General features: G+C 64.6%; 25 protein-coding genes. 20 read left to right on the top strand and 5 right to left on the bottom strand.

What is annotated here, in order from left to right; genetic code table 11:
• Window positions 1-71 precede the first annotated feature (71 nt).
• Window positions 72-1,283 (bottom strand): diaminopropionate ammonia-lyase, encoded by a 1,212-nt coding sequence (locus ACIQYU_RS10705; protein ID WP_241106761.1) that lies wholly within the window; start codon window positions 1,281-1,283, stop codon window positions 72-74.
• A 79-nt stretch (window positions 1,284-1,362) separates the two neighbouring features.
• Window positions 1,363-2,613: a Zn-dependent hydrolase gene (locus ACIQYU_RS10700; RefSeq protein WP_402799568.1), complete on the bottom strand. Its 1,251-nt coding sequence runs from the start codon at window positions 2,611-2,613 to the stop codon at window positions 1,363-1,365.
• Window positions 2,614-2,778: 165 nt separating this feature from the next.
• Between ACIQYU_RS10700 and ACIQYU_RS10695 the strand changes: the two genes are divergently transcribed.
• The 15 genes from ACIQYU_RS10695 to ACIQYU_RS10625 all read left to right on the top strand — a co-directional run bounded on the left by ACIQYU_RS10695 (window position 2,779) and on the right by ACIQYU_RS10625 (window position 18,443).
• Window positions 2,779-3,246, top strand: coding sequence for an Lrp/AsnC family transcriptional regulator (locus ACIQYU_RS10695; protein WP_233694820.1), 468 nt, complete (start codon window positions 2,779-2,781; stop codon window positions 3,244-3,246).
• Between the two features lie 115 nt (window positions 3,247-3,361).
• Window positions 3,362-4,327: an endonuclease gene (locus ACIQYU_RS10690; protein WP_402799565.1), complete on the top strand. Its 966-nt coding sequence runs from the start codon at window positions 3,362-3,364 to the stop codon at window positions 4,325-4,327.
• 126 nt (window positions 4,328-4,453) lie between these two features.
• Window positions 4,454-4,762, top strand: coding sequence for a hypothetical protein (locus ACIQYU_RS10685; RefSeq protein ID WP_207837331.1), 309 nt, complete (start codon window positions 4,454-4,456; stop codon window positions 4,760-4,762).
• A gap of 48 nt (window positions 4,763-4,810) precedes the next feature.
• Window positions 4,811-5,362, top strand: a complete 552-nt coding sequence (locus ACIQYU_RS10680) for a YbhB/YbcL family Raf kinase inhibitor-like protein (protein ID WP_063914763.1) — start codon at window positions 4,811-4,813, stop codon at window positions 5,360-5,362.
• A 555-nt stretch (window positions 5,363-5,917) separates the two neighbouring features.
• Window positions 5,918-6,973 carry a 3-deoxy-7-phosphoheptulonate synthase gene (locus ACIQYU_RS10675; RefSeq protein ID WP_233688310.1) on the top strand — a complete coding sequence of 352 codons (1,056 nt, stop codon included), beginning with the start codon at window positions 5,918-5,920 and terminating at the stop codon, window positions 6,971-6,973.
• 79 nt (window positions 6,974-7,052) lie between these two features.
• Window positions 7,053-7,334, top strand: a complete 282-nt coding sequence (locus ACIQYU_RS10670; protein ID WP_233688311.1) for a peptidylprolyl isomerase — start codon at window positions 7,053-7,055, stop codon at window positions 7,332-7,334.
• A 13-nt stretch (window positions 7,335-7,347) separates the two neighbouring features.
• Entirely contained in the window at window positions 7,348-9,291 is a 1,944-nt protein-coding gene (locus ACIQYU_RS10665; protein ID WP_233688312.1) for an extracellular solute-binding protein, read from the top strand.
• Complete coding sequence (locus ACIQYU_RS10660; protein ID WP_207837321.1) at window positions 9,288-10,346, top strand: microcin C ABC transporter permease YejB; 1,059 nt, start codon at window positions 9,288-9,290, stop codon at window positions 10,344-10,346. Before ACIQYU_RS10665 ends, ACIQYU_RS10660 begins: the two co-directional genes overlap by 4 nt.
• The gene (locus ACIQYU_RS10655; protein ID WP_207837318.1) at window positions 10,346-11,362 is read left to right on the top strand and encodes an ABC transporter permease; all 1,017 of its coding nucleotides are present in this window, start codon (window positions 10,346-10,348) and stop codon (window positions 11,360-11,362) included. Before ACIQYU_RS10660 ends, ACIQYU_RS10655 begins: the two co-directional genes overlap by 1 nt.
• A 140-nt stretch (window positions 11,363-11,502) precedes the next feature.
• On the top strand, window positions 11,503-12,885 hold the full coding sequence (locus ACIQYU_RS10650; protein ID WP_402799560.1) for a sigma-54 interaction domain-containing protein: 1,383 nt from the start codon (window positions 11,503-11,505) through the stop codon (window positions 12,883-12,885).
• A gap of 268 nt (window positions 12,886-13,153) precedes the next feature.
• The gene (locus ACIQYU_RS10645; RefSeq protein WP_063914769.1) at window positions 13,154-14,545 is read left to right on the top strand and encodes a GntP family permease; all 1,392 of its coding nucleotides are present in this window, start codon (window positions 13,154-13,156) and stop codon (window positions 14,543-14,545) included.
• 10 nt (window positions 14,546-14,555) lie between these two features.
• On the top strand, window positions 14,556-15,326 hold the full coding sequence (hbdH, locus tag ACIQYU_RS10640; RefSeq protein WP_207837313.1) for a 3-hydroxybutyrate dehydrogenase: 771 nt from the start codon (window positions 14,556-14,558) through the stop codon (window positions 15,324-15,326).
• Window positions 15,327-15,381: 55 nt separating this feature from the next.
• Entirely contained in the window at window positions 15,382-15,861 is a 480-nt protein-coding gene (gene eco, locus ACIQYU_RS10635; protein ID WP_207837310.1) for a serine protease inhibitor ecotin, read from the top strand.
• 148 nt (window positions 15,862-16,009) lie between these two features.
• Window positions 16,010-17,965, top strand: coding sequence for an acetoacetate--CoA ligase (locus tag ACIQYU_RS10630; protein ID WP_402799554.1), 1,956 nt, complete (start codon window positions 16,010-16,012; stop codon window positions 17,963-17,965).
• 202 nt (window positions 17,966-18,167) lie between these two features.
• Window positions 18,168-18,443, top strand: a complete 276-nt coding sequence (locus ACIQYU_RS10625; RefSeq protein ID WP_016715601.1) for a peptidylprolyl isomerase — start codon at window positions 18,168-18,170, stop codon at window positions 18,441-18,443.
• Here ACIQYU_RS10625 and ACIQYU_RS10620 read toward each other — a convergent pair.
• Window positions 18,440-19,066, bottom strand: coding sequence for a LysE family translocator (locus ACIQYU_RS10620; protein ID WP_207837305.1), 627 nt, complete (start codon window positions 19,064-19,066; stop codon window positions 18,440-18,442). The two genes, ACIQYU_RS10625 and ACIQYU_RS10620, sit on opposite strands and share 4 nt — an antisense overlap.
• A gap of 131 nt (window positions 19,067-19,197) precedes the next feature.
• Here ACIQYU_RS10620 and ACIQYU_RS10615 point away from each other — a divergent pair, with 131 nt between their 5' ends.
• Both ACIQYU_RS10615 and ACIQYU_RS10610 read left to right on the top strand, forming a co-directional pair.
• Entirely contained in the window at window positions 19,198-20,016 is an 819-nt protein-coding gene (locus ACIQYU_RS10615; RefSeq protein ID WP_343586456.1) for an AraC family transcriptional regulator, read from the top strand.
• Between the two features lie 185 nt (window positions 20,017-20,201).
• Window positions 20,202-20,816: a LysE family translocator gene (locus ACIQYU_RS10610; protein ID WP_207837300.1), complete on the top strand. Its 615-nt coding sequence runs from the start codon at window positions 20,202-20,204 to the stop codon at window positions 20,814-20,816.
• Here ACIQYU_RS10610 and ACIQYU_RS10605 read toward each other — a convergent pair.
• Window positions 20,764-21,489: a metallophosphoesterase gene (locus ACIQYU_RS10605; RefSeq protein WP_343586462.1), complete on the bottom strand. Its 726-nt coding sequence runs from the start codon at window positions 21,487-21,489 to the stop codon at window positions 20,764-20,766. The genes ACIQYU_RS10610 and ACIQYU_RS10605 overlap by 53 nt on opposite strands.
• A gap of 75 nt (window positions 21,490-21,564) precedes the next feature.
• Here ACIQYU_RS10605 and ACIQYU_RS10600 point away from each other — a divergent pair, with 75 nt between their 5' ends.
• The 3 genes from ACIQYU_RS10600 to ACIQYU_RS10590 all read left to right on the top strand — a co-directional run bounded on the left by ACIQYU_RS10600 (window position 21,565) and on the right by ACIQYU_RS10590 (window position 23,136).
• On the top strand, window positions 21,565-22,080 hold the full coding sequence (locus tag ACIQYU_RS10600) for a DUF3016 domain-containing protein (protein ID WP_207837298.1): 516 nt from the start codon (window positions 21,565-21,567) through the stop codon (window positions 22,078-22,080).
• A gap of 76 nt (window positions 22,081-22,156) precedes the next feature.
• A complete protein-coding gene (locus tag ACIQYU_RS10595) occupies window positions 22,157-22,900 on the top strand; it encodes a carbon-nitrogen hydrolase family protein (protein WP_207837296.1) in 744 nt (247 codons plus the stop codon).
• Window positions 22,897-23,136: a hypothetical protein gene (locus ACIQYU_RS10590; protein WP_063914779.1), complete on the top strand. Its 240-nt coding sequence runs from the start codon at window positions 22,897-22,899 to the stop codon at window positions 23,134-23,136. Before ACIQYU_RS10595 ends, ACIQYU_RS10590 begins: the two co-directional genes overlap by 4 nt.
• A gap of 4 nt (window positions 23,137-23,140) precedes the next feature.
• On the opposite strand, the gene ACIQYU_RS10585 is transcribed toward ACIQYU_RS10590, so the two are convergent.
• The gene (locus ACIQYU_RS10585; protein WP_025339247.1) at window positions 23,141-23,641 is read right to left on the bottom strand and encodes a methylated-DNA--[protein]-cysteine S-methyltransferase; all 501 of its coding nucleotides are present in this window, start codon (window positions 23,639-23,641) and stop codon (window positions 23,141-23,143) included.
• Between the last annotated feature and the right edge of the window lie 291 nt (window positions 23,642-23,932).

The raw sequence follows: 23,932 nt of genomic DNA, 5'->3' as shown, positions 1-23,932 counted from the left end.
AGTTCCTGTTGCTGGGCCAACGTCGGGCGTTGACCGGAAGGGCCGGTATAACCTGGCCCTCAAGGGGTGGATCAGGTGCGTACCCAGGTTTGCTGGCGTGCCAGTACCGAGCTGGCCGACTCGCCCAGCAGATCGGCGTAGACGCCAGGGGCGGTGGCGCCTTCGGTACTGATGAAGAGGATGCGGGCGTTGCCGTCGAGACCCAGGTCGGCAGCTGCGCCAGCATCCGTTACCAGGTGGGCAAGCCCGGCCAGGCCGGCGACGCTGGACTCACCCGCCACCAGTGGAATGTCGCGAGCGCTGCCAGCCGCCAGGCGGCGCATGGCGGCAACAGCCTGGTCATCGGTGATGGTCATGAAGTAATCGACGCTCGGCTCAAGGAATCGCCAGGCCAATGGCGATGTCTCGCCGCACGCCAGGCCCGCCATTACCGAGTCCACCGAACCGGTCGCCCTGGCCGGTTTGCCGAGCAAGGCACTCTGGTACAGGCAGTCCGCCTGCTCCGGCTCGACCATGACCATCAATGGGCGTTGTGCGCCGTAGTGCTCCCACAGGTAGCTGACGATGCCAGCCGCCAGGCCACCCACCCCGCCCTGCAGGAACACGTGGGTGAAAGGCGGCTGGCCGGCAGTGGCTTCGATGATTTCTGCGGCGATGGTGCCGTAGCCCTGCATCACATCACGCGGGATCACTTCGTAGCCCTCATAAGAGGTATCGGAAACCACGGTCCAGCCGTTGCTGGCCGCCAGCTCCGCAGCGTGCTGGACCGACTCGTCGTAATTGCCGGCAATGCGCACGATCCGCGCGCCGTAGGCGGCAATCGCCTGCTCGCGCTCTATGCTGACGTTGGCATGCAGCACGATCACGCAGTGGCAGCCGATGCTTTGCGCGGCGGCCGCCAGGCCCTTGCCATGGTTGCCATCGGTGGCGCTGACCACGGTGAAGGGAGCCAGCAGGTTCGCGTACTGGCCTGCCAGCAAGCCGCGCGGGTCGAACTGCTGCGCGGGGAAGGTACGCAGGATCAGCCGGACCAGGGCAATCGGCGCGCCCAGCGCCTTGAAACTGCCCAGTTCCGAACGCACCGATTCGTCCTTCACCGTCAGCTGGGCAACGCCCAGCTCCGCGGCCAGGTCAGGCAGGCTGTACAGCGGCGTAGCACCTGCGTTCAAGCGCGCCCAGCCGGCCAGCCACTGGCGGCTTTCTTCAGCCTTGGCGATGCTCATCACCTCCTGCAACGCTTGCGGGTAAGGCTGGCGGCCAGCCTTGGGGTTGGAAACAAACATGCGGCACTCCTTTCTACAGGCAACATGAAGCCCATGCCGCTGAAACCAGGCTTCAGCGGGCGGGGCATTACAGTGGGGATCAGGCGTGGGTCAGGCGACGGCTGACGACATCCAGCAGCACCTGGGCGCCCTGAATCAGTTGTTCGTCATCGGTATGCTCGCGCGGGTTGTGGCTGATGCCGCCCTGGCTGGGCACGAAGATCATCGCGGCGGGGGCAATGCGGGCGATCATTTGCGCGTCGTGGCCGGCGCCAGAGGTCATGCGCCGGTGGCTGAAACCGAAACGCCGGGCCGAGGCTTCGATGGCATCGGCCAGGCCTGCGTCGAAGATCACCGGCTCGAAACGCACCAGGCGCTCGGTGGTAATGGTGACCCCTTCACGCTCGGCGAGCGCCTCCAGGTATTGGTTCAGACGGCTTTCGGCGTAAGCCAGGCAGGTTTCGTCGGGGTCGCGCAGGTCAACGGTGAAGGTGGCCTTGCGCGGGATGACATTGATCACGTTAGGCTCGAACTGCATGCAGCCGACCGTGGCCAGGGTCGTGCCGGAATCCACGGCCATGGCGCGCAACTCGGCAACGATGGCACTGGCGACGAAGCCTGCATCATGGCGCAGGTCGGTTGGCGTGGTGCCGGCATGGTTGGCGTGTCCCTTCACCTCTACATGCTGCCAGGAAATGCCCTGCAGGTTCTCGACCACGCCGATCAGGGTGTTTTCGGCTTCGAGGACCGGCCCCTGCTCGATATGCAGTTCGAGGTATTCGTGCGGCACGATGGCGCCAGGCTCCAGCGTGCCGGCATAGCCGATGCGCGCCAGTTCATCGCCAAGGCGCGTACCGTCGGTGCCAAGGGTATCCAGTGCCTGTTGCAAAGGCAGGCCGCCGGCGTAAACCAGTGAGCCCATCATGTCGGGCTGGTAGCGCACACCTTCTTCATTGGTGAACGCGCCGACCGTGATCGAACGCTCAGGCAAGCGCCCGGCCTCACGGTACGCCCGAACCACCGCCAATCCGGCCAGCACGCCATAGCAGCCATCCAGGGCTCCGGCGTTGGTGACAGTGTCGATGTGCGAACCCATCATCAGCGGGCTTTGCTCGCCGCGGTCAGCGGCTGCGCGTAACGTACCGAAAATGTTGCCGATGCGGTCGACCTGCACGTCGAGGTCAAGCTCGCGCATCCAGCCGACCAGCAGGTCGCGCCCGGCCTTGTCGGCATCGCTCAGGGCGATCCGGGTGCGCCCGCCATGCGTGGCGTCAACACCTACCTGGCCGAGTGCACGGATCTGCTGCAGCAGCAAAGCGCCGTTCAGTTGCAGTGGGGTACTCGCATTCATCAACCGTTTCTCCCTGGGTGAAAAGCCTTGGCTCTACACCGCCGTTTCTGTTCACGGGAAATTCTATTCGCTCGCCGCGTATGAAAATCTTGATTTTTGGCCAATTCATGCATTTTTATTACGCACTTTCGGCATTTACCGCTGTTCGCCTACGGAGCCCCTCCCATGCCCCTCGATCACTTCGACCTGGCCCTGCTCGATGCCGTGCAGCGCGACGCCGGCACTTCACAGCTGGACCTCGGTGCGCAGGTCAACCTGTCCTCGGCGGCGGTCAACCGGCGCCTGAAGAAGCTGACGGCCGACGGCGTGATCCGCGGCACGGTGGCACAGGTGAACCCGGAGCAGCTGGGGTACACGCTGACCGTGATCACCGAGGTTGAAGTGGAGAACGAGCGCCTGGACCTGCTGGACGAGATGAAACGCGCCTTCCTCGCCTGCCCGCAGGTGCAACAGTGCTACTACGTGGCCGGGGAATGCGATTTCGTGCTGATCATGCTGGTGCGGCACATGGAGCAGTACACCCAGCTGACCCGTGAACTGTTCTTCGAGAACAACAACGTCAAGCGCTTCAAGACACTGGTGTCGATGAGCAATGTGAAGACTGGCCTGTTCGTGCCGACCCTCACGGATTGAAGCCTTTATTGCGAGCCGCTGTAAGAGCGCGCAAGTTGACAGTCAACTTGTCCAGGCTGGCCAGCCCCGAGGAAATGATTACAATGCGCGCCCCGACCTGAAATATGTTTTTCTCATGAAATCACTGCTTTACGCCGTATCCTTACTATTTTCCTTCACCCTCCCCGCCCTGGCCAACCCGCCGGCGACCTTCACCGAGGCCAAGGTAGTGGCCAAGCAGAAGGTGTACATGGACCAGGCCAGTAGTGCCATGGGCGACCTGTACTGCGGCTGCAAATGGACCTGGGTGGGCAAGTCCGGCGGGCGTATCGATGCCGCCTCGTGCGGCTACCAGACCCGCAAGCAGCAGAACCGAGCAGAGCGCACCGAATGGGAGCACATCGTGCCGGCCTATACCTTTGGCAACCAGCGCCAGTGCTGGAAGAACGGTGGCCGCGAGCATTGCGTGGATGACGACCCGGTGTTCCGCGCCATGGAGGCCGACCTGTTCAACCTGTACCCGGCAGTAGGCGAGGTCAACGGCGACCGCAGCAATTTCAACTACGGCATGGTTGCTGGCAATGCAGGGCAATACGGGCAGTGCAGCACCAAGGTCGACTTCGTGCAGCGTGCTGCCGAACCCCGTGACGAAGTGAAAGGCCTGGTCGCCCGCACCACCTTCTATATGTACGACCGCTACAAGCTGAGCATGTCGCGCCAACAGCAACAGTTGCTGATGGCCTGGGACAAACAGCACCCGGTGTCGGCCTGGGAAAAAGAGCGTGACCGGCGCATTGCCGCGATCATGGGGCATGCCAACCCCTTCGTGACCGGGGAACGCAAATGGACCGCCAACTACAAGCCGGTCGGCAGTGGCGTGGTGCAAGCGGTGCCGGCGAAGGCTGCCAAGCCAGAGGCCAAGCCGAGCCTGGCCAGTGCCGAGTCGGTAGGAGCGGTGCTTGGCAACCGCAACAGCCACGTCTATCACCTCTCCGTCGGCTGCCCGGGCTATACCCAGGTTACCGTGAAGAACCAGGTCACCTTCGCCACAGAGGGTGAGGCGCAGGCAGCGGGGTATCGCAAGGCGGGCAACTGCCGCTGATCGGCCCCCTTGCAATCGATCGGGCTGCACAGCAGCCTGATCGAATGACCATCCGTCGCCCAGACGGCACCCCACTCCCCGCCCCCAGCCCAACGAATGACAGATCATCCGCAAAGGAGACGTTCCATGATCCGCATTCGCCCACTCTCGCTGTGCCTTGCCCTTGCCCTGGCCGCCGCCACTGGCACCAGCCTGGCCGCCACCGACACCCATACCGACAGCCACCCGCAAACCGACCAGTCCGGTGGCAAGACTGCCGGTGAAGGTAGCAGCGTCAACAGCCCTGGCAGCAGCAAAGGCAACGACAGCAGCGACACCGGCAGCAACAGCGATGCCGCCGACGGCGCCGCTGGCGGCTCCAACAGCACCGGCGAAGCCACCGGTTCCGGCGCCGGGCGCACCGGCGGCACCGCCGAGGACCAGGACAGCCATTGAGGCCAGCCTGGGCTACACTGCGCCCGAACGCCCTGCCAAGGATTCACCATGAACCTCAAACCCTGGCTGCTTGCCGCCCTGCTGCCGTGCAGCACCCTGGCCGTCGCTGGCGGCCAGGGTGCGCTGTCGATCAGTTCGTCGTCGTTCACCGATGGTGGCGTGATCGCCCTGCAGCAGGTTGGCCCGGACCCGGCCTGCGGCGCTGGCGAAGAGCGCACCCCGCAACTGAGCTGGGACAACCTCCCCGCAGGCACCCGGTCGCTGGCCCTGATCATGTTCGACCCGGACGGCGGCAAGGGTATTGGCGTGGTCCACTGGATCGCCTACAACATTGACCCGGCCCAGGATGGGCTGAAGGAAGGCATCGCCGGGCTGACCGGGCCAGGCGTGACCGTGGGTCGCAACTCGCGGGGCACGCTCAGCTACCGAGGCCCCTGCCCACCCGCCGGCGACAACCCGCACCACTACGCACTGACGCTGATCGCCACCGACCTGCCATTGGGCACCCTGCCCGAGGGCCTGGACCGCAGTGGCCTGCTGCAACTGCTGCAAGGCCACGCGCTAGGGGCGCAGAGCCTGGTCGGGCGCTATGGCCATTGAACCATCCAGTACAAAAACAAATGATCGCCCCCATAGCATTTATCCATTGAATGGCCCGACCGAACTGAAGTAAGCTCGGGCTCATTCACTGGAGAGCAACATGCCAAAACACACCCGCAACCACGCCAACCACACCGGTCGCACCCTGCGTCCTGTGCTGGCCGTTGCCGGCTGCGTGGCACCTGCCAGCTATTACTTCGGGTATTGGTTTAGCCACTAGGCGCCGATACCCACACGGCGCCCACCTTCGAGGGGCCGCCGAACATGAGAATACTCAAACCCCCGGTCGGCTTCCCGACCGGGGGTTTTGCTTTTCAGGCCTTTGAACAACACCGATTCACATTGAGGACAGATTCATGAACTACGCCACCTATTACTACGCAAACACCTACGCCTGGCGATTTAGCCAATCCCGTTCGGGCCAGCCTGCCGCCTCCGTTCGGTCTTCCACAGGTGGCAATGCAGCAGCCAATACGAATTCAACGATCTGTCGAACACCTCGATAGGGCCGACCACGCGGGCCAGAACCCGCCGTCCGCCCAGGGAAAAAACGCCATGCAAGCTTCCAGCCTCGCCCTGACCCAGCCGCAAGCCGCCAACACCACCGTCACCCAGCGCCTGCCCAGCCCGCACCTGCTCAAGCAGCAAATGCCGCTGTCCAGCGAACTTACCCAGCAAGTCCATGCCCACCGCCAGGCCATCCGCGACATCCTCGAAGGCCGCGACCAGCGCCTGCTGGTGATCGTTGGCCCGTGCTCGATCCACGACCCGCGCTCGGCCCTGGAATACGCCGACCGCCTGGCCGCCCTCAGCCGCGAAGTCGACGACAAGCTGCTGCTGGTGATGCGCGCCTACGTCGAAAAGCCCCGCACCACGGTCGGCTGGAAAGGCCTGGCCTACGACCCGCACCTCGATGGCAGCGACGACATGCACGCCGGCATCGCCCTGTCCCGCGGGCTGATGCTGAACATGATCGAGCGCGGCCTGCCGGTCGCCACCGAACTGCTGCAGCCCATGGCCGCCGGCTACTTCGATGACCTGCTGGCCTGGGCCGCGATTGGCGCACGCACCACCGAATCGCAGATCCACCGCGAAATGGTCAGTGGCCTGGAGCTGCCGGTCGGTTTCAAGAACGGCACCGACGGCGGCATCGCCATCGCCAGCGACGCCATGCGCAGCGCCGCCCACCCGCACCGCCACTTCGGCATGGATGCGCAGGGTTACCCGGCCATCATCGAAACCCTGGGCAACCCGGACACCCACCTGGTGCTGCGCGGCGGCCACAAAGGCCCGAACTTTGACGCCAACAGCATCGCCATGGCCCGCCAGGCACTGGCCAAGGCCGGGCTGCAGGGGCGGATCATGGTCGATTGCAGCCACGCCAACAGCGGCAAGGACCCGGCGCGTCAGCCGGCGGTATTCAACGATGTGCTGGAGCAGCGCATGGCCGGTGACCGCTCGATCGTTGGCGTGATGATCGAAGGGCACCTGTTCGACGGCTGCCAGGCGCTGGGCAAGGGCGCGCTGAAATACGGCGTGTCGATCACCGATGGTTGCCTGGGCTGGGCCTCGACCGAAACCCTGTTGCGTGAGGCGGCACAAAAACTGTAGGCAGCGGGTTGCAAGCCTGGCGAGACATACCCCGGACAAGTGCGCTAGGCTTGCCTTTTTACCCCAAGGAGCAGTACCCATGGCCCGTGCAACCGCCCGCCACATCCTGGTCAGCAGCGAAGACAAATGCAAAGAACTGAAAGCCCAGATCGAAGCAGGCGCCGACTTCGCTGAAATTGCCAAAGCCAACTCCACCTGCCCGTCCAGCCGCCAGGGCGGTGACCTGGGCTCGTTCGGCCCGGGCCAGATGGTCAAGGAGTTCGACACCGTGGTGTTCAGCGCCCCGATCAACACCGTGCAAGGCCCGGTGAAGACCCAGTTCGGCTACCACTTGCTGGAAGTGACCAGCCGCCAGGACTGATTCACCTGTTCAGGTGATGAGATCCCCTGTGGGAGCGGGTTTACCCGCGAATGCGTCAGCCCAGACGACGAGGCTGCATGCTCGGACGCATTCGCGGGCACGTCGCAGCGGCGCACCGCCGCTCCCACAGAGATTGTGGTGCCTGTTCCTGCTTTGCTTGGCTGTCAACGCCCACGCCGCCCCCACCCACGCCCTCACCGTCTACGGCGAAGCCCCCCGCTACCACGCCGGCTTCCAGCATTTCGACTACGTCAACCCAAACGCCCCCAAAGGTGGCATCCTGCGCCGTTCGGCCATCGAGATCGGCCAGTTCGATCATATCCTGCCGTACATCGACAAAGGCATCGGCGTCAGCGAGGTCGATGGCCTGCTGTATGCGCCACTGGCCGTGCGCTCGTTCGATGAGCCCTACACCGTCTACGGCCTGATCGCCCGGCGCATGGAGCGCGGCCCGGACGATGCCTGGCTGCGTTTCGAGATCGACCCGCGCGCCACCTTCGCCGATGGCAAGCCGGTGCGCGCCGAGGACGTACGCTTTACCTTCGAGCTGCTGATGAGCAAGGGCAGCCTCAAGTACCGCACCCAGTTCGCCGATGTTGCCGCCGTCATCGTGGAAAGCCCGCACAGCGTGCGCTTCGACTTCAAGCCCGACCACGGCCGCACCCTGCCACTGGACCTCGCCGGCCTGCCGGTACTGCCCGAACACGACTGGCAGCAGCGCGATTTCGCCAACGGTGCCGGCTTCGACAAGCCGGTCGGCAGCGGGCCGTACCGTATCGGGCACATCGACAATGGCCGCAGCATCACCTTCGAGCGCGACCCCGGCTGGTGGGCGCGCGACCTTCCGGTCAGCCGTGGGCGCTACAATTTCGCCAAACTGCGCATCGAGTACTTCGGCGATACCGAAGTGGCGCGGCAAGTGCTCAAGGGCGGTGGCTACGACTACAACCGCGAATTCTCTGCCACCGCCTACACCCTGGGCTACAACGGCGCGCAACTGGACGACGGCCGCCTGCAGCGCGCCCACCTGGGCCCGGCCAAGCCGCAGGTGGCCCAGGGCTTTGTGTTCAACCTCGACCAGCCGCAGTTCAAGGACCGTCGCGTGCGCCAGGCGCTGGGCATGCTGTGGGACTACGAGTGGAGCAACCGGCAGATGATGCGCAACATGTACATCCGCCAGCAGAGCGTGTTCTCCAATACCCCACTGGCCGCCCGCAAACTGCCGGATGCAGGCGAGTTGAAACTGCTCGAACCGTTGCGCGGCAAGGTACCGGACGAAGTCTTCAGCACCGTGTTCACCGCCCCGGTCACCGATGGATCAGGGATCATCCGCAAGCAGCAGCTGCAGGCACTGGCGCTGCTCGAGCAAGCCGGCTGGCGCCCCGAAGGCGACCGCTTGGTGAACAGCCAGGGCACGCCGCTGGCGTTCACCTTCCTCAATGGCCAGGCAGGCATGGAACGCCTGCTGCTACCGTGGAAGCGCAACCTGGCCCAGATTGGTGTGACCCTGGACATCCGCAACGTCGACTCCGCCCAGTACGTCAACCGCCTGATGGCGCGTGACTACGACATGATCGTCACCGGTTACCCGGTCACCCTGTCGCCCGGTGCCGAGTTGTACAACTACTTTGGCTCGGCAGCGGCCCACGACCCCGGGTCGAATAACCTGATGGTGCTGCAGGACCCCGCTGTGGACCGCCTGATCGACGGCCTGGTGCGCGCCGACACCCAGGCCGACATGCTGCACCACGCCCATGCCCTGGACCGGGTGCTGCAATGGAACTATTACTGGATCCCCAACTACTACCCGCCTGGCAGTTCCACCGTCTGGTGGAACCGCTTCGGCGTGCCCAAAGTCCAGGCTGCCTATGACGAAGGCCTGGACACCTGGTGGGAAGTCAGCCCCACCGCGCTGACCAACGCGCAAATGGCCGAACGCCGGAAATCCTCGCCATGACCGCCTACATCCTGCGCCGCCTGCTGCTGATCATCCCGACCTTGCTGGCGATCCTGCTGGTCAACTTCGCCATCGTCCAGGCCGCACCGGGTGGCCCGGTGGAACAGGCGGTGGCACGCTTGCAAGGGATTGGCGGCGGCGCTCCCGGCGCCCGGGCCGAGGTGGTGCACGGCGAGTCACGGGCCACCCGTGGCCTGGACCCGAAACTGATCGAGGAGATCAAGCGCCAGTACGGCTTCGACAAATCCGCCCCCGAGCGCCTGTGGTTGATGCTGGGCCAGTATGCCCGGCTGGACTTCGGCAACAGCTTCTTCCGCGGCGCCAAGGTCACCGACCTGATCCTCGACAAATTGCCAGTCACTCTGTCGCTAGGCTTCTGGGCCACGCTGATCACCTACCTGGTATCGATCCCGCTGGGCATCCGCAAGGCGGTTCGCCATGGCAGCCGCTTCGATGCCTGGAGCAGCGCGCTGATCGTGGTTGGCTATGCCCTGCCCTCGTTCCTGTTCGCCCTGTTGCTGATCGTGCTGTTCGCCGGCGGAACCTCGCTCGACTGGTTCCCGGTGCGCGGCCTGGTCTCGGACAACTTCGACGAGCTCAGCCTGCTGGGCAAGGTCGCCGACTACTTCTGGCATCTGGTGCTACCAGTCGGCGCCCTGGTGATCGGCGGTTTCGCCACCCTGACACTGCTGACCAGGAACGCCTTCCTCGACGAGATTTCCCGGCAATACGTGGTTACCGCCCGCGCCAAGGGCCTGAGCGAGCGTCGGGTGCTGTATGGCCACGTGCTGCGCAATGCCATGCTGCTGGTGGTGGCCGGATTGCCGCAGGCGTTGATCACGGTGTTCTTTGCCGGCTCGTTGCTGATCGAGGTGATCTTCTCGCTCGATGGCCTGGGCCGCATGAGTTACGAAGCGGCTGTGTCGCGGGACTACCCGGTGGTGTTTGGCACGCTGTTCATCTTCACCCTGGCGGGCCTGCTGATCCGCCTGATCGGCGATCTGTCGTACACGCTGCTCGACCCGCGTATCGACTTCGACACGAGGGCGCACTGATGCTTTCACCGATTTCGCGTCGTCGCCTGAAACGCTTTCGCCGCAACCGCCTCGGCTGGGTCTCGCTGTGGCTGTTCGCCGGCCTGCTGCTGCTGAGCCTGTGTGCCGAGCTGGTGGCCAACGACAAACCGCTGCTGCTGGGCTACAAGGGCGAGCTGTATGTGCCGGCGCTCAAGCGCTACAGCGAGCAGCAGTTCGGCGGCCAGCTGCCGTTCCAGCCGGACTACCGCAGCGCCTATGTACGCCAACTGATCGAACAGCAAGGCGGCTGGATGCTGTTCGCACCGATCCCGTTCAGCGCCGACACCCCCAACTACGACCTGCAAGTGCCCACCCCCAGCCCGCCAAGCGCGAGCAACTGGCTGGGGACCGACGACCAGGGCCGCGATGTGCTGGCCCGGGTGCTGTATGGCACGCGGGTGTCCTTGCTGTTCGCCTTCGCCCTGACCCTGGTCAGCGTGCTGATCGGGGTGACGGCCGGGGCCTTGCAGGGCTACCACGGCGGCTGGGTCGACCTGTTCGGCCAGCGTTTGCTGGAGGTGTGGTCGGGGTTGCCGGTGCTGTACCTGCTGATCATCCTCAGCGGGTTCGTCGAGCCGGACTTCTGGTGGCTGCTGGGGATCATGGCGTTGTTCTCCTGGCTGACCCTGGTCGATGTGGTGCGCGCCGAGTTCCTGCGCGGTCGCAACCTGGAGTACGTGAAGGCCGCCCGGGCGTTGGGGCTGTCAGACAGCCAGGTGATGCTGCGGCATATCCTGCCCAACGCCATGAACGCGACGCTGACCTATGTGCCGTTCATGCTGACCGGGGCGATTACCACCCTGACTGCACTGGATTTTCTCGGTTTCGGCATGCCGGCCGGGAGTGCTTCGCTGGGTGAACTGGTGACCCAGGGCAAACAGCACCTGGAGGCGCCATGGCTGGGCTTCACCGCGTTCTTTGCACTGGCGGTGATCCTGTCGCTGCTGGTGTTTATCGGGGATGCCTTGCGTGAGGCGTTCGACCCAAGGGGATAGTTTTTCAGGTCTGGCCACTTCGCGGGTAAACCCGCTCCCACAGGTACCCCACAGTCTTCAGGATTTGTAGTGAACTTGTGGGAGCGGGTTTACCCGCGAAGTGGTCGGCCCCGCTTATACAGATTTCAGGATTTTTACCCATGCACGACAGCGACAGCCTCAAGGACTACCCCCAGGTACGGCAACTGGCGATCCGCTCGCTGTTCGAAATCATCGAACAGTCCAGCGAAGGCACGGTAATCGTCGACCGCCAGGCGCGCATCGTCTGGATGAACGAACGGTATGCCCGGCGCTTTGGCCTGGCCGACGCGGCCAGCGCCATTGGCCAACCCTGCGAAGCGGTGATCCCGGGCAGCCTGATGCGCGAGGTGGTGAGCAATGGCCGGCCGATACTGCTGGACATGCTCGACACCCCGAACGAGCCGCTGGTGGTGATGCGCCTGCCCATCCACGACGACCAGGGCGCGCTGATCGGCGCCATCGGCTTTGCCCTGTTCGATGAGTTGCGCAGCCTGTCGCCGCTGCTCAAACGCTACTCCAGCATGCAGCAGGAGCTGGCCTCGACCCGCTCGCAGTTGCGCGCACGCCAGGCCAAGTACAGCTTCGCCCAGTTCGTCGGCAGCAGCGCCGCCAGCCTGGAGGCCAAGCGCCGCGCACGGCGCGGTGCGAGCAGTGACTCGCCAGTGTTGCTGCTGGGCGAAACCGGCACCGGCAAGGAGCTGTTGGCCCATGCCATCCACGCGGCGTCGGCGCGGGCGCACAAGGCGTTCGTCAGCATCAACAGTGCGGCGATTCCCGAGACACTGCTGGAAGCCGAGTTCTTCGGCACCGCCCCCGGTGCCTTTACCGGGGCTGATCGCAAGGGCCGCAGCGGCAAGCTGCAACTGGCCGAAGGCGGCACGCTGTTCCTCGACGAGATCGGCGACATGCCGCTGGCCCTGCAGAGCAAGCTACTACGGGTGTTGCAAGAAAAGGAGTATGAGCCGGTCGGCTCGAACCAGATGCTGCGTAGCGATGTGCGCATCATTGCCGCCACCTCCATCGACCTGCAGGCCGCCATCGCCCGCGGGGCATTCCGCGCCGACCTGTATTACCGGCTGAATGTGCTGCCGATCGAGGTGCCGCCACTGCGGCAACGGCTGGAGGACCTGCCGGCGCTGTGCGAAGCCATATTGGGTGAGCTGGGCAGCCAGTATGAGTTGGAGGCCGAAGCGCAGCAGCTATTGGCGCGGCATGCATGGCCGGGGAACATTCGCGAGCTGCGCAATGTGCTGGAGCGGGCCACGCTGCTGGCGGACCAGCCGCGGCTGGGGGTAGCGGATCTACGGGCGGCATTGGGGCCGTTGAGCCCGGTGGCGACTACGCCTGTGCGGCAGACTTACCGCGAGGCCTGTGAGGCGTTTGAGCGGGAGCTGATTGCCGGGGCACTGGCCGAGCATGCGGGAAATGTATCGGAAGCTGCGTCGGCGTTGGGACTGGGGCGGTCGACGCTGTACAAGAAGATGGTAGTACTTGGTCTCTGATTGGAGACTTTTGTTTCCATTTCAAGATTGCCGCGAGGGCTTTGCCCTCGATCGCGACACAAGGCGGCTCCTACAGGAGATCGCGGTTCACTTGTAGCAGCGGCCTTGTGTCGCAATGGGCCGCAAAGCGGCCCCAACGTCTCAAGCCAGAGACAAAAAATCACAAGAAAACAAAATACTCATATAAATCAATGAGTTAAAAACTGGCACGATTCCCGCTAACTCCTGCTCACCGATAAAAACAAGACTCACCCAGGAGACTCACCCGATGACCGTGCTCATCGCCCTTGCCGCGCTGGCCCTGCTGATGCTGGCTGCCTACCGTGGCTACAGCGTAATCCTCTTTGCCCCCATCGCCGCCCTCGGCGCGGTACTGCTCACCGACCCGTCCGCCGTGGCCCCCGCATTCACCGGGGTGTTCATGGAGAAAATGGTCGGCTTCATCAAGCTCTACTTCCCGGTGTTCCTGCTGGGCGCCGTGTTCGGCAAGCTGATCGAGCTGTCCGGCTTTTCCCGCTCGATCGTTGCCGCCGCCATCCGCGTGCTCGGCACCCGCCAGGCAATGCTGGTGATCGTGCTGGTCTGCGCCCTGCTCACCTACGGCGGTGTCTCGCTGTTCGTGGTGGTGTTCGCGGTGTACCCGTTCGCTGCCGAGATGTTCCGCCAGAGCAATATCCCCAAGCGCCTGATCCCGGCAACCATTGCCCTGGGCGCGTTCTCGTTCACCATGGACGCCCTGCCCGGTACCCCGCAGATCCAGAACATCATCCCCAGCACCTTCTTCAACACCACCGCCTGGGCCGCGCCCTGGCTGGGCCTGATCGGCACGCTGTTCGTGTTCTGCGTCGGCATGGCCTACCTGCAACGCCAGCGCAACAAGGCCCTGCGCGCCGGTGAAGGCTATGGCAGCGACTTGCGCAACGAGCCGGAAACCGCTGCCGACCTGGCCCTGCCCAACCCCTGGCTGGCCCTGTCGCCGCTGCTGCTGGTGGGGGTGATGAACCTGCTGTTCACCCACTGGATCCCGCAGTGGTACGGCCCCAGCCACAGCCTGCAATTGCCCGGCATGAGCGCGCCGGTGCAAAGCGATGTGGCCAAGCTCACCGCCATCTGGGCAGTGCAGGCGGCGTTGCTGGTAGGCATCCTGATGGTGCTGGTGTGTGCCTTCGGTGCCATCCGCTCCCGCCTGGCCGAAGGCAGCAAAAGCGCCGTGGGCGGTGCCTTGCTGGCGGCCATGAATACCGCCTCGGAATACGGTTTTGGCGCGGTAATCGCCTCGCTGCCGGGCTTCCTGGTATTGGCCGATGCCCTGCGCGGCATCCCCAACCCGCTGGTCAACGAAGCCATCACCGTGACCTTGCTGGCCGGTATCACCGGCTCTGCCTCGGGCGGCATGAGCATCGCCCTGGCGGCAATGGGCGACAGCTTCATCGCCGCCGCCAATGCCGCCAACATCCCGCTCGAAGTGCTGCACCGGGTGGCTGCCATGGCCAGCGGCGGCATGGACACCCTGCCGCACAATGGCGCGGTCATCACCTTGCTGGCCGTAACCGGGCTGACCCATCGCGAGGCCTACAAGGACATTTTCGGTATTACCCTGATCAAGACCCTGGCGGTGTTCGTGGTCATCGCCACGTTCTACGCCACCGGCATCGTCTAAGGAGCTTTGCATGACCCTCAAAGGCAAGACTGCACTCGTCACCGGATCCACCAGCGGCATCGGCCTGGGCATTGCCCAGGTGCTGGCTCGCGCAGGCGCCAACATCATGCTCAACGGCTTCGGCGACCCGGCACCGGCGCTGGCCGAGATCGCCCGGCACGGGGTGAAGGTAGCCCATCACCCGGCCGACCTGTCGGACGTGGCCCAGATCGAAGCGCTGTTCACCCTGGCCGAGCGCGAGTTCGGCGGCGTCGACATTCTGGTCAACAACGCCGGTATCCAGCATGTGGCGCCGGTGGAGCAATTCCCGCTGGAAAGCTGGGACAAGATCATCGCCCTCAACCTGTCGGCCGTGTTCCACGGTACGCGCCTGGCCCTGCCCGGCATGCGCATGCGCAACTGGGGGCGCATCATCAACATCGCCTCGGTGCATGGCCTGGTCGGCTCGACCGGCAAGGCGGCCTATGTGGCGGCCAAGCACGGCGTGGTCGGCCTGACCAAGGTGGTAGGCCTGGAAACCGCCACCAGCAACGTCACCTGCAATGCCATCTGCCCTGGCTGGGTGCTGACCCCGCTGGTACAGAAGCAGATCGACGATCGTGCTGCCAACGGTGGCGATCCGCTGCAAGCGCAGCACGATCTGCTGGCAGAAAAACAGCCATCACTGGCCTTCGTCACCCCCGAACACCTGGGTGAGCTGGTACTATTCCTGTGCAGCGAGGCCGGTAGCCAGGTTCGCGGTGCCGCCTGGAACGTCGATGGTGGCTGGTTGGCCCAGTGACGGGCGGCCTGGGCCTGGCGGCGGTCCTGCATTCGTTTATCTGCAAGGAGGCCCTATGCGCCCAACCCCGATGACCGCGATCCTGGCCCTGACCCTGGCTGCCGCCGCACCCGCGATGGCAGCCAGCCTGAAGGACGTCGCGCCCTACCCCGAGGCGGAAAAAGGCTTCACCCGGCAGGTCATCCACCTGCCGGCCCAGGCTGATGAATCGGCCTATCAGCTGGAAATCCTCGCCGGCAAGACCCTGAAGGTGGACTGCAATCGCCAGCGCCTGGGCGGCAGCCTGGAGGAACGAACCCTGGAAGGCTGGGGCTACAGCTACTACCACCTGGACAAGGTCAGCGGCCCGGTCAGCACATTGATGGCCTGCCCCGATGGCAAGAAGACCGAGGCCTTCGTGCCGGTGGTCGGTGAAGGCTTCATGCTGCGCTACAACAGCAAGCTACCGGTGGTGGTGTATGTGCCCAAGGATGTCGAAGTGCGCTACCGCGTCTGGAGCGCGTCGCAGGACGTGCAAAAGGCTAAAGTAGAGTAACGCGCAAGCCCCTGCTGCCAGGGGGCTTCTTCGCGGGCACGCCCGCTCCCACAGGATATCACTGGGCTGGATGTCTACGCTGTACCTGTGGGAGCGGGCGTGCCCGCGAATAGGCCGTCGAATCCAAATGATCACCTGGAGGTTCGGCATGAACGATGTGCTCTGGCGCCCCTCCACGGCGCAGATCGAGGCCAGCCGGATGGATGCCTTCCGCCGCCGGGTCAACCTGCGCTACAACCTGCAACTCGACGACTACCAGGCGCTGCACCGCTGGAGCATCGAGCAGCGCCCTGCCTTCTGGCAAACCCTTGCCGACTATTTCCACGTTCACTGGCATACCCCGCCGAGCCAGGTGCTCAGCGAAGGGCCGCAGATGCCCGATGCCCAGTGGTTCGCCAACGCCACCCTCAACTTCGCCGAACACCTGCTGCGCCGCCGCGACGACCGCCCGGCCCTGGTCGCCGTGCGCGAAGACGGCCAACGCCAGCAGTTCACCCATGCCCAGCTGGCCGCCCAGGTGGCCGGCCTGCAAAAAGCCTTCAAGGCGGCCGGCATCGTCCCCGGCGACCGGGTAGCCGCCGTCATGCCCAATACCTGGCAGACACTGGTTGCCATGCTTGCCTGCACCAGCCTCGGTGCGGTCTGGTCCAGTTCCTCGCCCGAGTTCGGCGTACATGGCATCATCGACCGCTTCGGCCAGATCGAGCCCAAGCTGCTGATAGCCTGCGCCGGCTACCAGTACGCCGGCAAAGCCATCGACCAGGTGGACAAGGTGAACCAGGTGTGCGCGCAGTTGCCCGGTCTGGAACGGCTGATCGTGGTGCCCCATACCCGCAATGGTACGCGCGCCGACGAGTTCCTGGCCGCCAACGTCAGCCTATGGGATGAGTTCTTTCAGCCTGGCGGCGCCCCCAGCTTCACCCCGCTGCCCTTCGACCACCCGCTGTACATCCTGTACTCCAGCGGCACCACCGGCGTGCCCAAGTGCATCGTCCACCGCGCCGGCGGCGTGTTGTTGCAGCACCTGAAGGAACATGGCCTGCACAACGACCTGAAGGCCGATGACGTGCTGTTCTACTACACCACCTGCGGCTGGATGATGTGGAACTGGCTGGCCAGCGGCCTGGCGGTGGGCGCCACGCTGGTGCTGTACGACGGCTCGCCCTTCCACCCCGGCCCCGAGCGGCTGCTGGACCTGATCGACGCCGAGGGCATCCAGGCCTTCGGTACCAGCGCCAAGTACCTGGCGGCGCTGGAGCAGGCGGGCCTGGAGCCTGCGGCAAGCCATCAACTGGGGCGCTTGCGCCTGCTGTTGTCCACCGGCTCGCCACTGTCGCCACACAGCTACGACTACGTGTACCGCAAGATCAAGGCCGACCTCTGCCTGGCGTCGATGTCCGGCGGCACCGATATCGTCTCCTGTTTCGTGCTGGGCAACCCGACCCTGCCGGTGCGCCGTGGCGAAATCCAGTGCAAGGGCCTGGGCATGGCGGTGGAGGTGTGGAACGAGCACGGCCAGCCGGTGCAGGGCGAAAAAGGCGAGTTGGTGTGCACGCGCAACTTCCCGTCCATGCCACTGGGGTTCTGGAAGGATACGGACGGCAGCCGTTACCACGATGCCTACTTCAGCCAGTTCCCGGGGGTGTGGGCCCAAGGCGACTATGCCGAACAGCGTGCCGATGGCGGGCTGGTGATTCATGGCCGCTCCGATGCGGTCCTCAACCCCGGTGGCGTGCGCATTGGCACGGCAGAGATCTACCGTCAGGTGGAAAAGGTCGAGCAGGTGCTGGAAAGCGTGGCCATCGGCCAGGACTGGCAAGGCGATGTGCGGGTGGTGCTGTTCGTTCGCCTGCGTGACGGCCTGAAACTGGATGAGCCCCTGCGCCAGCACATCCGCCAGGTGATCCGCCAGTACACCACGCCCCGCCATGTCCCGGCGGTGATCGCCCAGGTCGATGACATCCCGCGAACCATCAGCGGCAAGCTGGTGGAATTGGCGATTCGCAATGTGGTGCATGGCCTGCCGGTGAAGAACACCGATGCCCTGGCCAACCCCGAGGCGCTGGAGCAGTTTCGGGATCGTGAGGAGTTGCGTACCCCATAATGAAGGTATTCACCGTCATCGTGGGAGCGGCCTTGTGTCGCGATAGGGCCGCAGGGCGGCCCCAGAAATTCATTCATCGCTGCTGAAATCCTGGGGCTGCCTTGCAGCCCTTTCGCGACGCAAGGCCGCTCCCACAATGGCCTCAACCCGGCTCGATCAGGCATAATGCGCGCCTTTTTCGCCCCCGAAGCACAGGTACCCCATGAAAGCCCAAGCCCGCCACATCCTGGTCAAGACCGCTGACGAAGCCGAAAAGCTCAAGCAGCGCATCGCCAATGGCGAGGCTTTCGACGTGCTCGCGAAAAAATTCTCCATCTGCCCTTCGGGCAAGCGGGGCGGCGACCTGGGTGAAATTCGCCCCGGGCAGATGGTCGGCGCCATTGACCAGGTGATCTTCAAGAAGCCCCTGCGCGTGGTACATGGGCCGATCAAGAGCAAGTTCGGCTACCACCTGGTGCAGACCTTCTACCGCGATTAAGTGCGACGCGCAGCCAGCAGACCCAGGCCGGCGCAACCCAGCAAGGAGGCGCTGACCCGGTTGAACAACCGGCGCGGGCCGGGCTGGCTGAACCAGCGCTGCAGGTACGCCCCCAGGCCGGCGTAGATGGCGATGGCGGCCCATTCCAGCAACAGGAACAACGCACCCAGCCAGAGGAACTGCTCGCTTACCGGAGTGGTACTGCCGACCGAAACGAACTGCGGCAGGAACGCGGTGAAGATCAGGATAGCCTTCGGATTACCAGCAGCCATCCAGAACTCCTGGCGTACCAGGCGCCAGGTGCCGCGCGGCTGATCACCTGCCACCGCCGCCTCGCCCACCGGTGCCCGCCACAGTTGCCAGGCGATATAGAACAGGTAGGCAGCCCCCGCCAACTTGATGGCCAGGAACAGGTATTCGCTGGTGTGCAGCACCACGGCCAGCCCCATGGCCGCCAGGGCGATCATGCCGCTGAAGGCGACGATGCGTCCGCCACCGGCCACGCAGGCCGTGCGCAGGCCGTAGCGGCTGGCATTGTGCAGCGACAGCAGGTTGTTCGGCCCCGGCGCCATGTTCAGGGCGAAACAGGCGGGAATGAAAAGCAGCAGGCTTGAAAGGTCCATAATTGTTTTCCTTTGGCAACAGCCGTCTATTTCGGCGGGTACCGGGCCGTGCGGTCAAGTTACAGCCAGCGGAAAAAACTGTATGGGTGCGCAGCGCCTGATAAGCTGCCGGGCATACCGAGGACCCTGTGATGCCCCGTTCCCATGCCGCGCTGTGGCGCGACCCGGCCCTGCCGCATGTCGAAAGCCGCCGCGCCTGCCATAGCCGCGCCTGCTACAAGGCCCACAGCCACCCGACGTTTTCCATCGGTGTGGTGGATGCCGGCCACAGTCATTTCACCGGTACCGGCAACGGCCAGCAACGCCTGACGCCCGGCACGCTGGTGCTGGTCCCGGCCCACCGGGTACATGCCTGCAACCCCGAGCCCGGGCAAGCGTGGAGCTACCAGATGCTGCATGTGGATGCCGACTGGCTGGCGCAGCTGCGCCTGGAGTCCGGGCTGGAGGCTACCGGGCCCGGCGAGCCGGCACGTATCTGCCAGGTGCCGGAGGTGTATCGGCAGTTCTGCGAACTGAACAGTCTGCTGTTCTCCAACGCCAGCAATGGTGAGAAGGATGCGGCGCTGATTGCCTTTCTGGGTGACCTGGACTTTGCCAGGCACGCGCCGCTGGCGCCGGCACCTGCCCTGGGGGCGAGCGAGCTGAGTGGGCTGATCGCGCATATCGAAGGCCAGGACCCGGCGCAGTTGAGCCTGGCAGTACTGGCACGGCACGCCGGGCTTGGGCGCTATCAGTTGATTCGCGCATTTCGCGCGGCTACCGGGTTTACGCCGCATGCCTACCTGCTCAATGCCAGGGTCAACCGTGGGCGCCAGCTGTTGAGCGAGGGGCAGGCCCTGGCTGAGGTGGCCTATCGGCTCGGGTTTGCCGACCAGAGTCATTTCCAGCGGGTGTTCAAGGCCCATGTGGGGGTGACGCCGGGGCAGTATCGGGATTTGCACGGACTCTGAGACCATGGGGGCGCTTGGCGCCCCTTTCGCGACCACAGGTGCTGCGTACGCCGTTCAATGTGGGAGCGGCCTTGTGTCGCGAAAGGGCTGCGCAGCAGCCCCGGCAATGAGCCTGCAATATTGTTCAATACGGCTTGTGCGCCGAAGGGCAGAGTTCGGCTTTTCCGCCAGAGCCGCCCACCCCAATGGAACAATTCCTGATCATCGCCCTCGCCCACTTCCTCGCCCTGCTCTCTCCCGGCCCGGACTTCTTCCTGGTCGCACGTACCTCGGTCAGCAGTGGCTGGCGGGTTGCCAGCGGCGCCTGCCTGGGTATCGCCCTGGCCAATGGCGTGTTCATCGTCATGGCTTTCACCGGTCTGTCAGCGTTGCAGGAAGGCAGCCTGCTGTTCACCATCCTGCAACTGGCCGGTGCCGGCTACCTGCTGTACATCGGCACCCTGTTCCTGCGCCACGCCGGGCACACCAGCCTGGGCTCAGTCACCGGCAAGCAAACAGTCCAGGGGTGGTGGCGGGGATTGGGCATGGGGTTCCTGTCCGGCATCCTCAACCCCAAGAATGCGCTGTTCTATGCCAGCCTGGTCAGCATGGTCGCCAACGCCAGCATTGCCTGGAAAGCAACCTACGCCATGTGGATGTTCAGCATCGTGCTGCTCTGGGACCTGTTGGTTGCCGTGGCCATCGGCAACCCGCTGGTGCTGCGGCGCTTCGCCCGCAGCCTGCCGTGGCTGGAACGGGCCTCCGGGGTCATGTTGGTGCTATTGGCTGCGGCATTGCTGTTTCACCTGGCCTGGGGCTGAGCAGTTGCAGGGTCCGCATGTCCATCAAGGTGAAATGGCCACTGGCCCAGCCCCCGGTATCCAGGTGCCAGACGTTGCCCAGCAGTTTGGCCTCCAGCACTGGCGTGTGCCCCACCAACAAGGCACGCAGGCCCTGTACGGGCTGGGTATCGCCTACCTTCAGCCGCCGCCGCGACCATTGGCACACTTCCCTTACTTCAGGGTCGTCATCCAGTTCCAGCCAGGTCCTTAATACTGCCCAATCGGAATACGGGCTGTCGGCATGCAGCAGGCCTACCAGACCCGCCGCACTTTCAACCTCTATCGCAATCGGCAGCTTCTCGAAGCGCTCCACGAAACGCAACTGCTCGCTCCGTGGAAGGTCAAGAAACCAGCTCCCCCCGGCGGCGCGATACATGTCCAGATCGAGCCGCCCGCCGCGTACGCGGGTAATTGCCAGGGCCTCATGATTACCTTGCACGGCATGGAACCAGGGCTGCGCCAGCCATTCCAGCGCCGCTTCGCTTTCCGGGCCACGGTCGACCAGGTCACCCACGCTGAACAGGCGGTCCACGGCCGGATCGAACCCCACCGCATCCAGGCATTGCTGCAGGCGCTGGAAGTGACCATGGATATCGCCCACCGCCAGGTCACGTCCCCGCAGGTTGGCCATCAGACGCCGAAACCGTTCCATTACAATCTTCCTCTGCTGGTGCCGCCATGCCAGGGGTAAAATGGAGGCACAGCCAACCCACTCCGGAGGTGCATCATGCGTACCGCCCTCGTGTGTGCCGTGCTCATGGCGCTGTCACTGGACAGCATGGCACAAGGTGCTCCGGCCGCGCAGGTCGAGGTGCGTTTCGACCACCCGGAAAAATTCCGCGATGCCAGCCTCGACAGCCACGGGTACGAGCGTGGCGCCGACGCCTATGTGATGAACACCCTGACCCAGTACCTGCAGAAGCTTGGCCAACGCTACCTGCAACCCGGCCAGCAACTGGTCATCGACATCCGCGACATCGACCTGGCCGGGCGCTTCGAGCCCTGGCACAGCCAGGCCTACGATGTACGCTTCATGCGCGAAATCACCTGGCCAACCATCGACCTCAGCTACACCCTCAGCCAACCGGGCAAACCCGACCAGCAGGCGCAGGAGCGGGTCAGCGACAAGATGTACCTCAGCCGCCCGGGCCGGGTCGCCAGCAGCAGCGACCGCCTGTATGCCGAGAAGGCCATGCTCAACGACTGGTTCCGCCAGCGCTTCGCCCTCCACCCGGCATCCTGAAAAACCCTTCACTGGAACAGGCCTCGGTGCCGGTAGTATGCTCAGCCCTTCAACCTGTACCAGGGAAGGTTTTTTCATGAAGTTGTGCGCCGTGCAACTGGCCTCGCTCAAGGGCGATGTGCAAGCCAACCTCGAACGCCACCTGGCCTGCGTCGAGCAGGCTGCGGCCCTTGGCGCCGAACTGGTGGTGTTCCCCGAACTGTCGCTGACCGGCTATGAGCCAAGCCTCGCACGCCAGGCCGCCCTGCCCGTCAGCTCGGCACGGCTGGACCCGCTGCAGGCAGCCTGCGACCGGCTGGGTATCACCGTCGCCGTGGGCCTGCCACTACCGGCACCCGACGGCATCCGCATCGGCATGCCAATCCTCAGCCCCGGGGCACCGCGCCAGGCCTATGCCAAGCGGCGCCTGCATGATGATGAACTGCCCTGGTTCACCCCTGGCGATCAAGCCTTGCTGCTGCAGGTGGGCGCGCATCGGGTAGCGCCTGCTATCTGCTACGAATCGATGTTCATGGCGCATGCGGCCGCCGCGCGGGCACACGGCGCCGACCTGTACCTGGTCAGCGTGGCGAAAACTGCCAAGGGCATCCGCGAGGGTTACCTGCACTATCCAGAGGTGGCTCGCGAGCTGGGCATGCCGGTGTTGCTGGCCAACTGCGTGGGGCCGGCCGACACCTTCATCGGCGCCGGTGGCTCGGCGGCGTGGGACAGCCAGGGGCGCTTGCTGGCCAGCCTGGACGATCACAGCGAAGGGCTGATCGTACTGGACACCGCCAACGCCAGTGCCATGGCGGTCCCCCTGGACCCGCACCCGGCATGATCTACCTGTTTCTGGCGTTGCTGAGCTATGCCTGTACTTACTACCTGACTGGTTTGCTCATCCAGGGGCAACTAGCCGATGTGGCCGAGGGTTTGCGTCACCGCCCCGATGCGCCGACACCCGGCGAGTACCTGCGCGCCGTCAAGCCCCATGCACGCCGTGCCCATCGGCAGTACACCCTGATGGCCGGCACGGCGCTGGCCGTGCTGGCCTGCCTGGTCGCCAGCTGGTTCTGACACCTTACAGGTCCAGCGCCAGGCTTTGCCGGCCCTCCAGCGCCAGCAGGTACTGCTTGGCGGCCAGGCCGCCGGCAAAGCCGGTGAGGCTGCCCGAAGCACCGATTACCCGATGGCACGGGGCGATGATAGAGATCGGGTTGCGACCATTGGCGGCGCCGACTGCACGCACCGCGCTGGGGTTGCCGATCTGCCGGGCGATGTCGCTGTAGCTGCGGGTCTCTCCGAACGGTATCGCCAGCAGCGCGGCCCACACCTGGCGCTGAAATTCGGTGCCGGCAAAATCCAGCGCCAGTTCGAAACGCTGACGTTTGCCGGCAAAGTACTCGCCGAGCTGGCGGGCGGTTTCCAGCAGTACCGGGCATTGGTCGTCACGGTGCAGGGCGCCAAGGCGCACACGGTTTTCCCGCTCCTCCTCCCAGAGTACGGCTGCCAGGCACTCGCCACGTGCTACCAGGGTCAAGGTGCCGACGGGCGACTGCATGAAGGTGAATGCGCTGGACATAAGCGGGCTCCTGCCAGGTTGCGATCAACCTACTGTACGCATCCACAGCCCCGCCTGCATCCGCTTTCTTGCTCAAGCAATGTGGGAGCGGGCGCGCCCGCGAACACCGGCGTAGCCGGTGCCATCCACTGCGTCGCCTGCTTCGCGGGCATGCCCGCTCCCACAGGGCCCCCACCAGCTGAAGGAGTGTGTTGTACCTGAACTGCGCCCCTGATGTTGGACAAAAATCCAACCTCAGGGGCGTTTCACATGAGCAAGCACACCAGACAGTTCAAGCTTTCCGCCATCCAG

The organism is Pseudomonas sp. NPDC096925, assembly GCF_044762545.1.
Lineage (GTDB): Bacteria > Pseudomonadota > Gammaproteobacteria > Pseudomonadales > Pseudomonadaceae > Aquipseudomonas.
The sequence above is the reverse complement of the archived record's forward strand: the minus strand, read 5'-3'. Positions and strand labels throughout refer to the sequence as shown.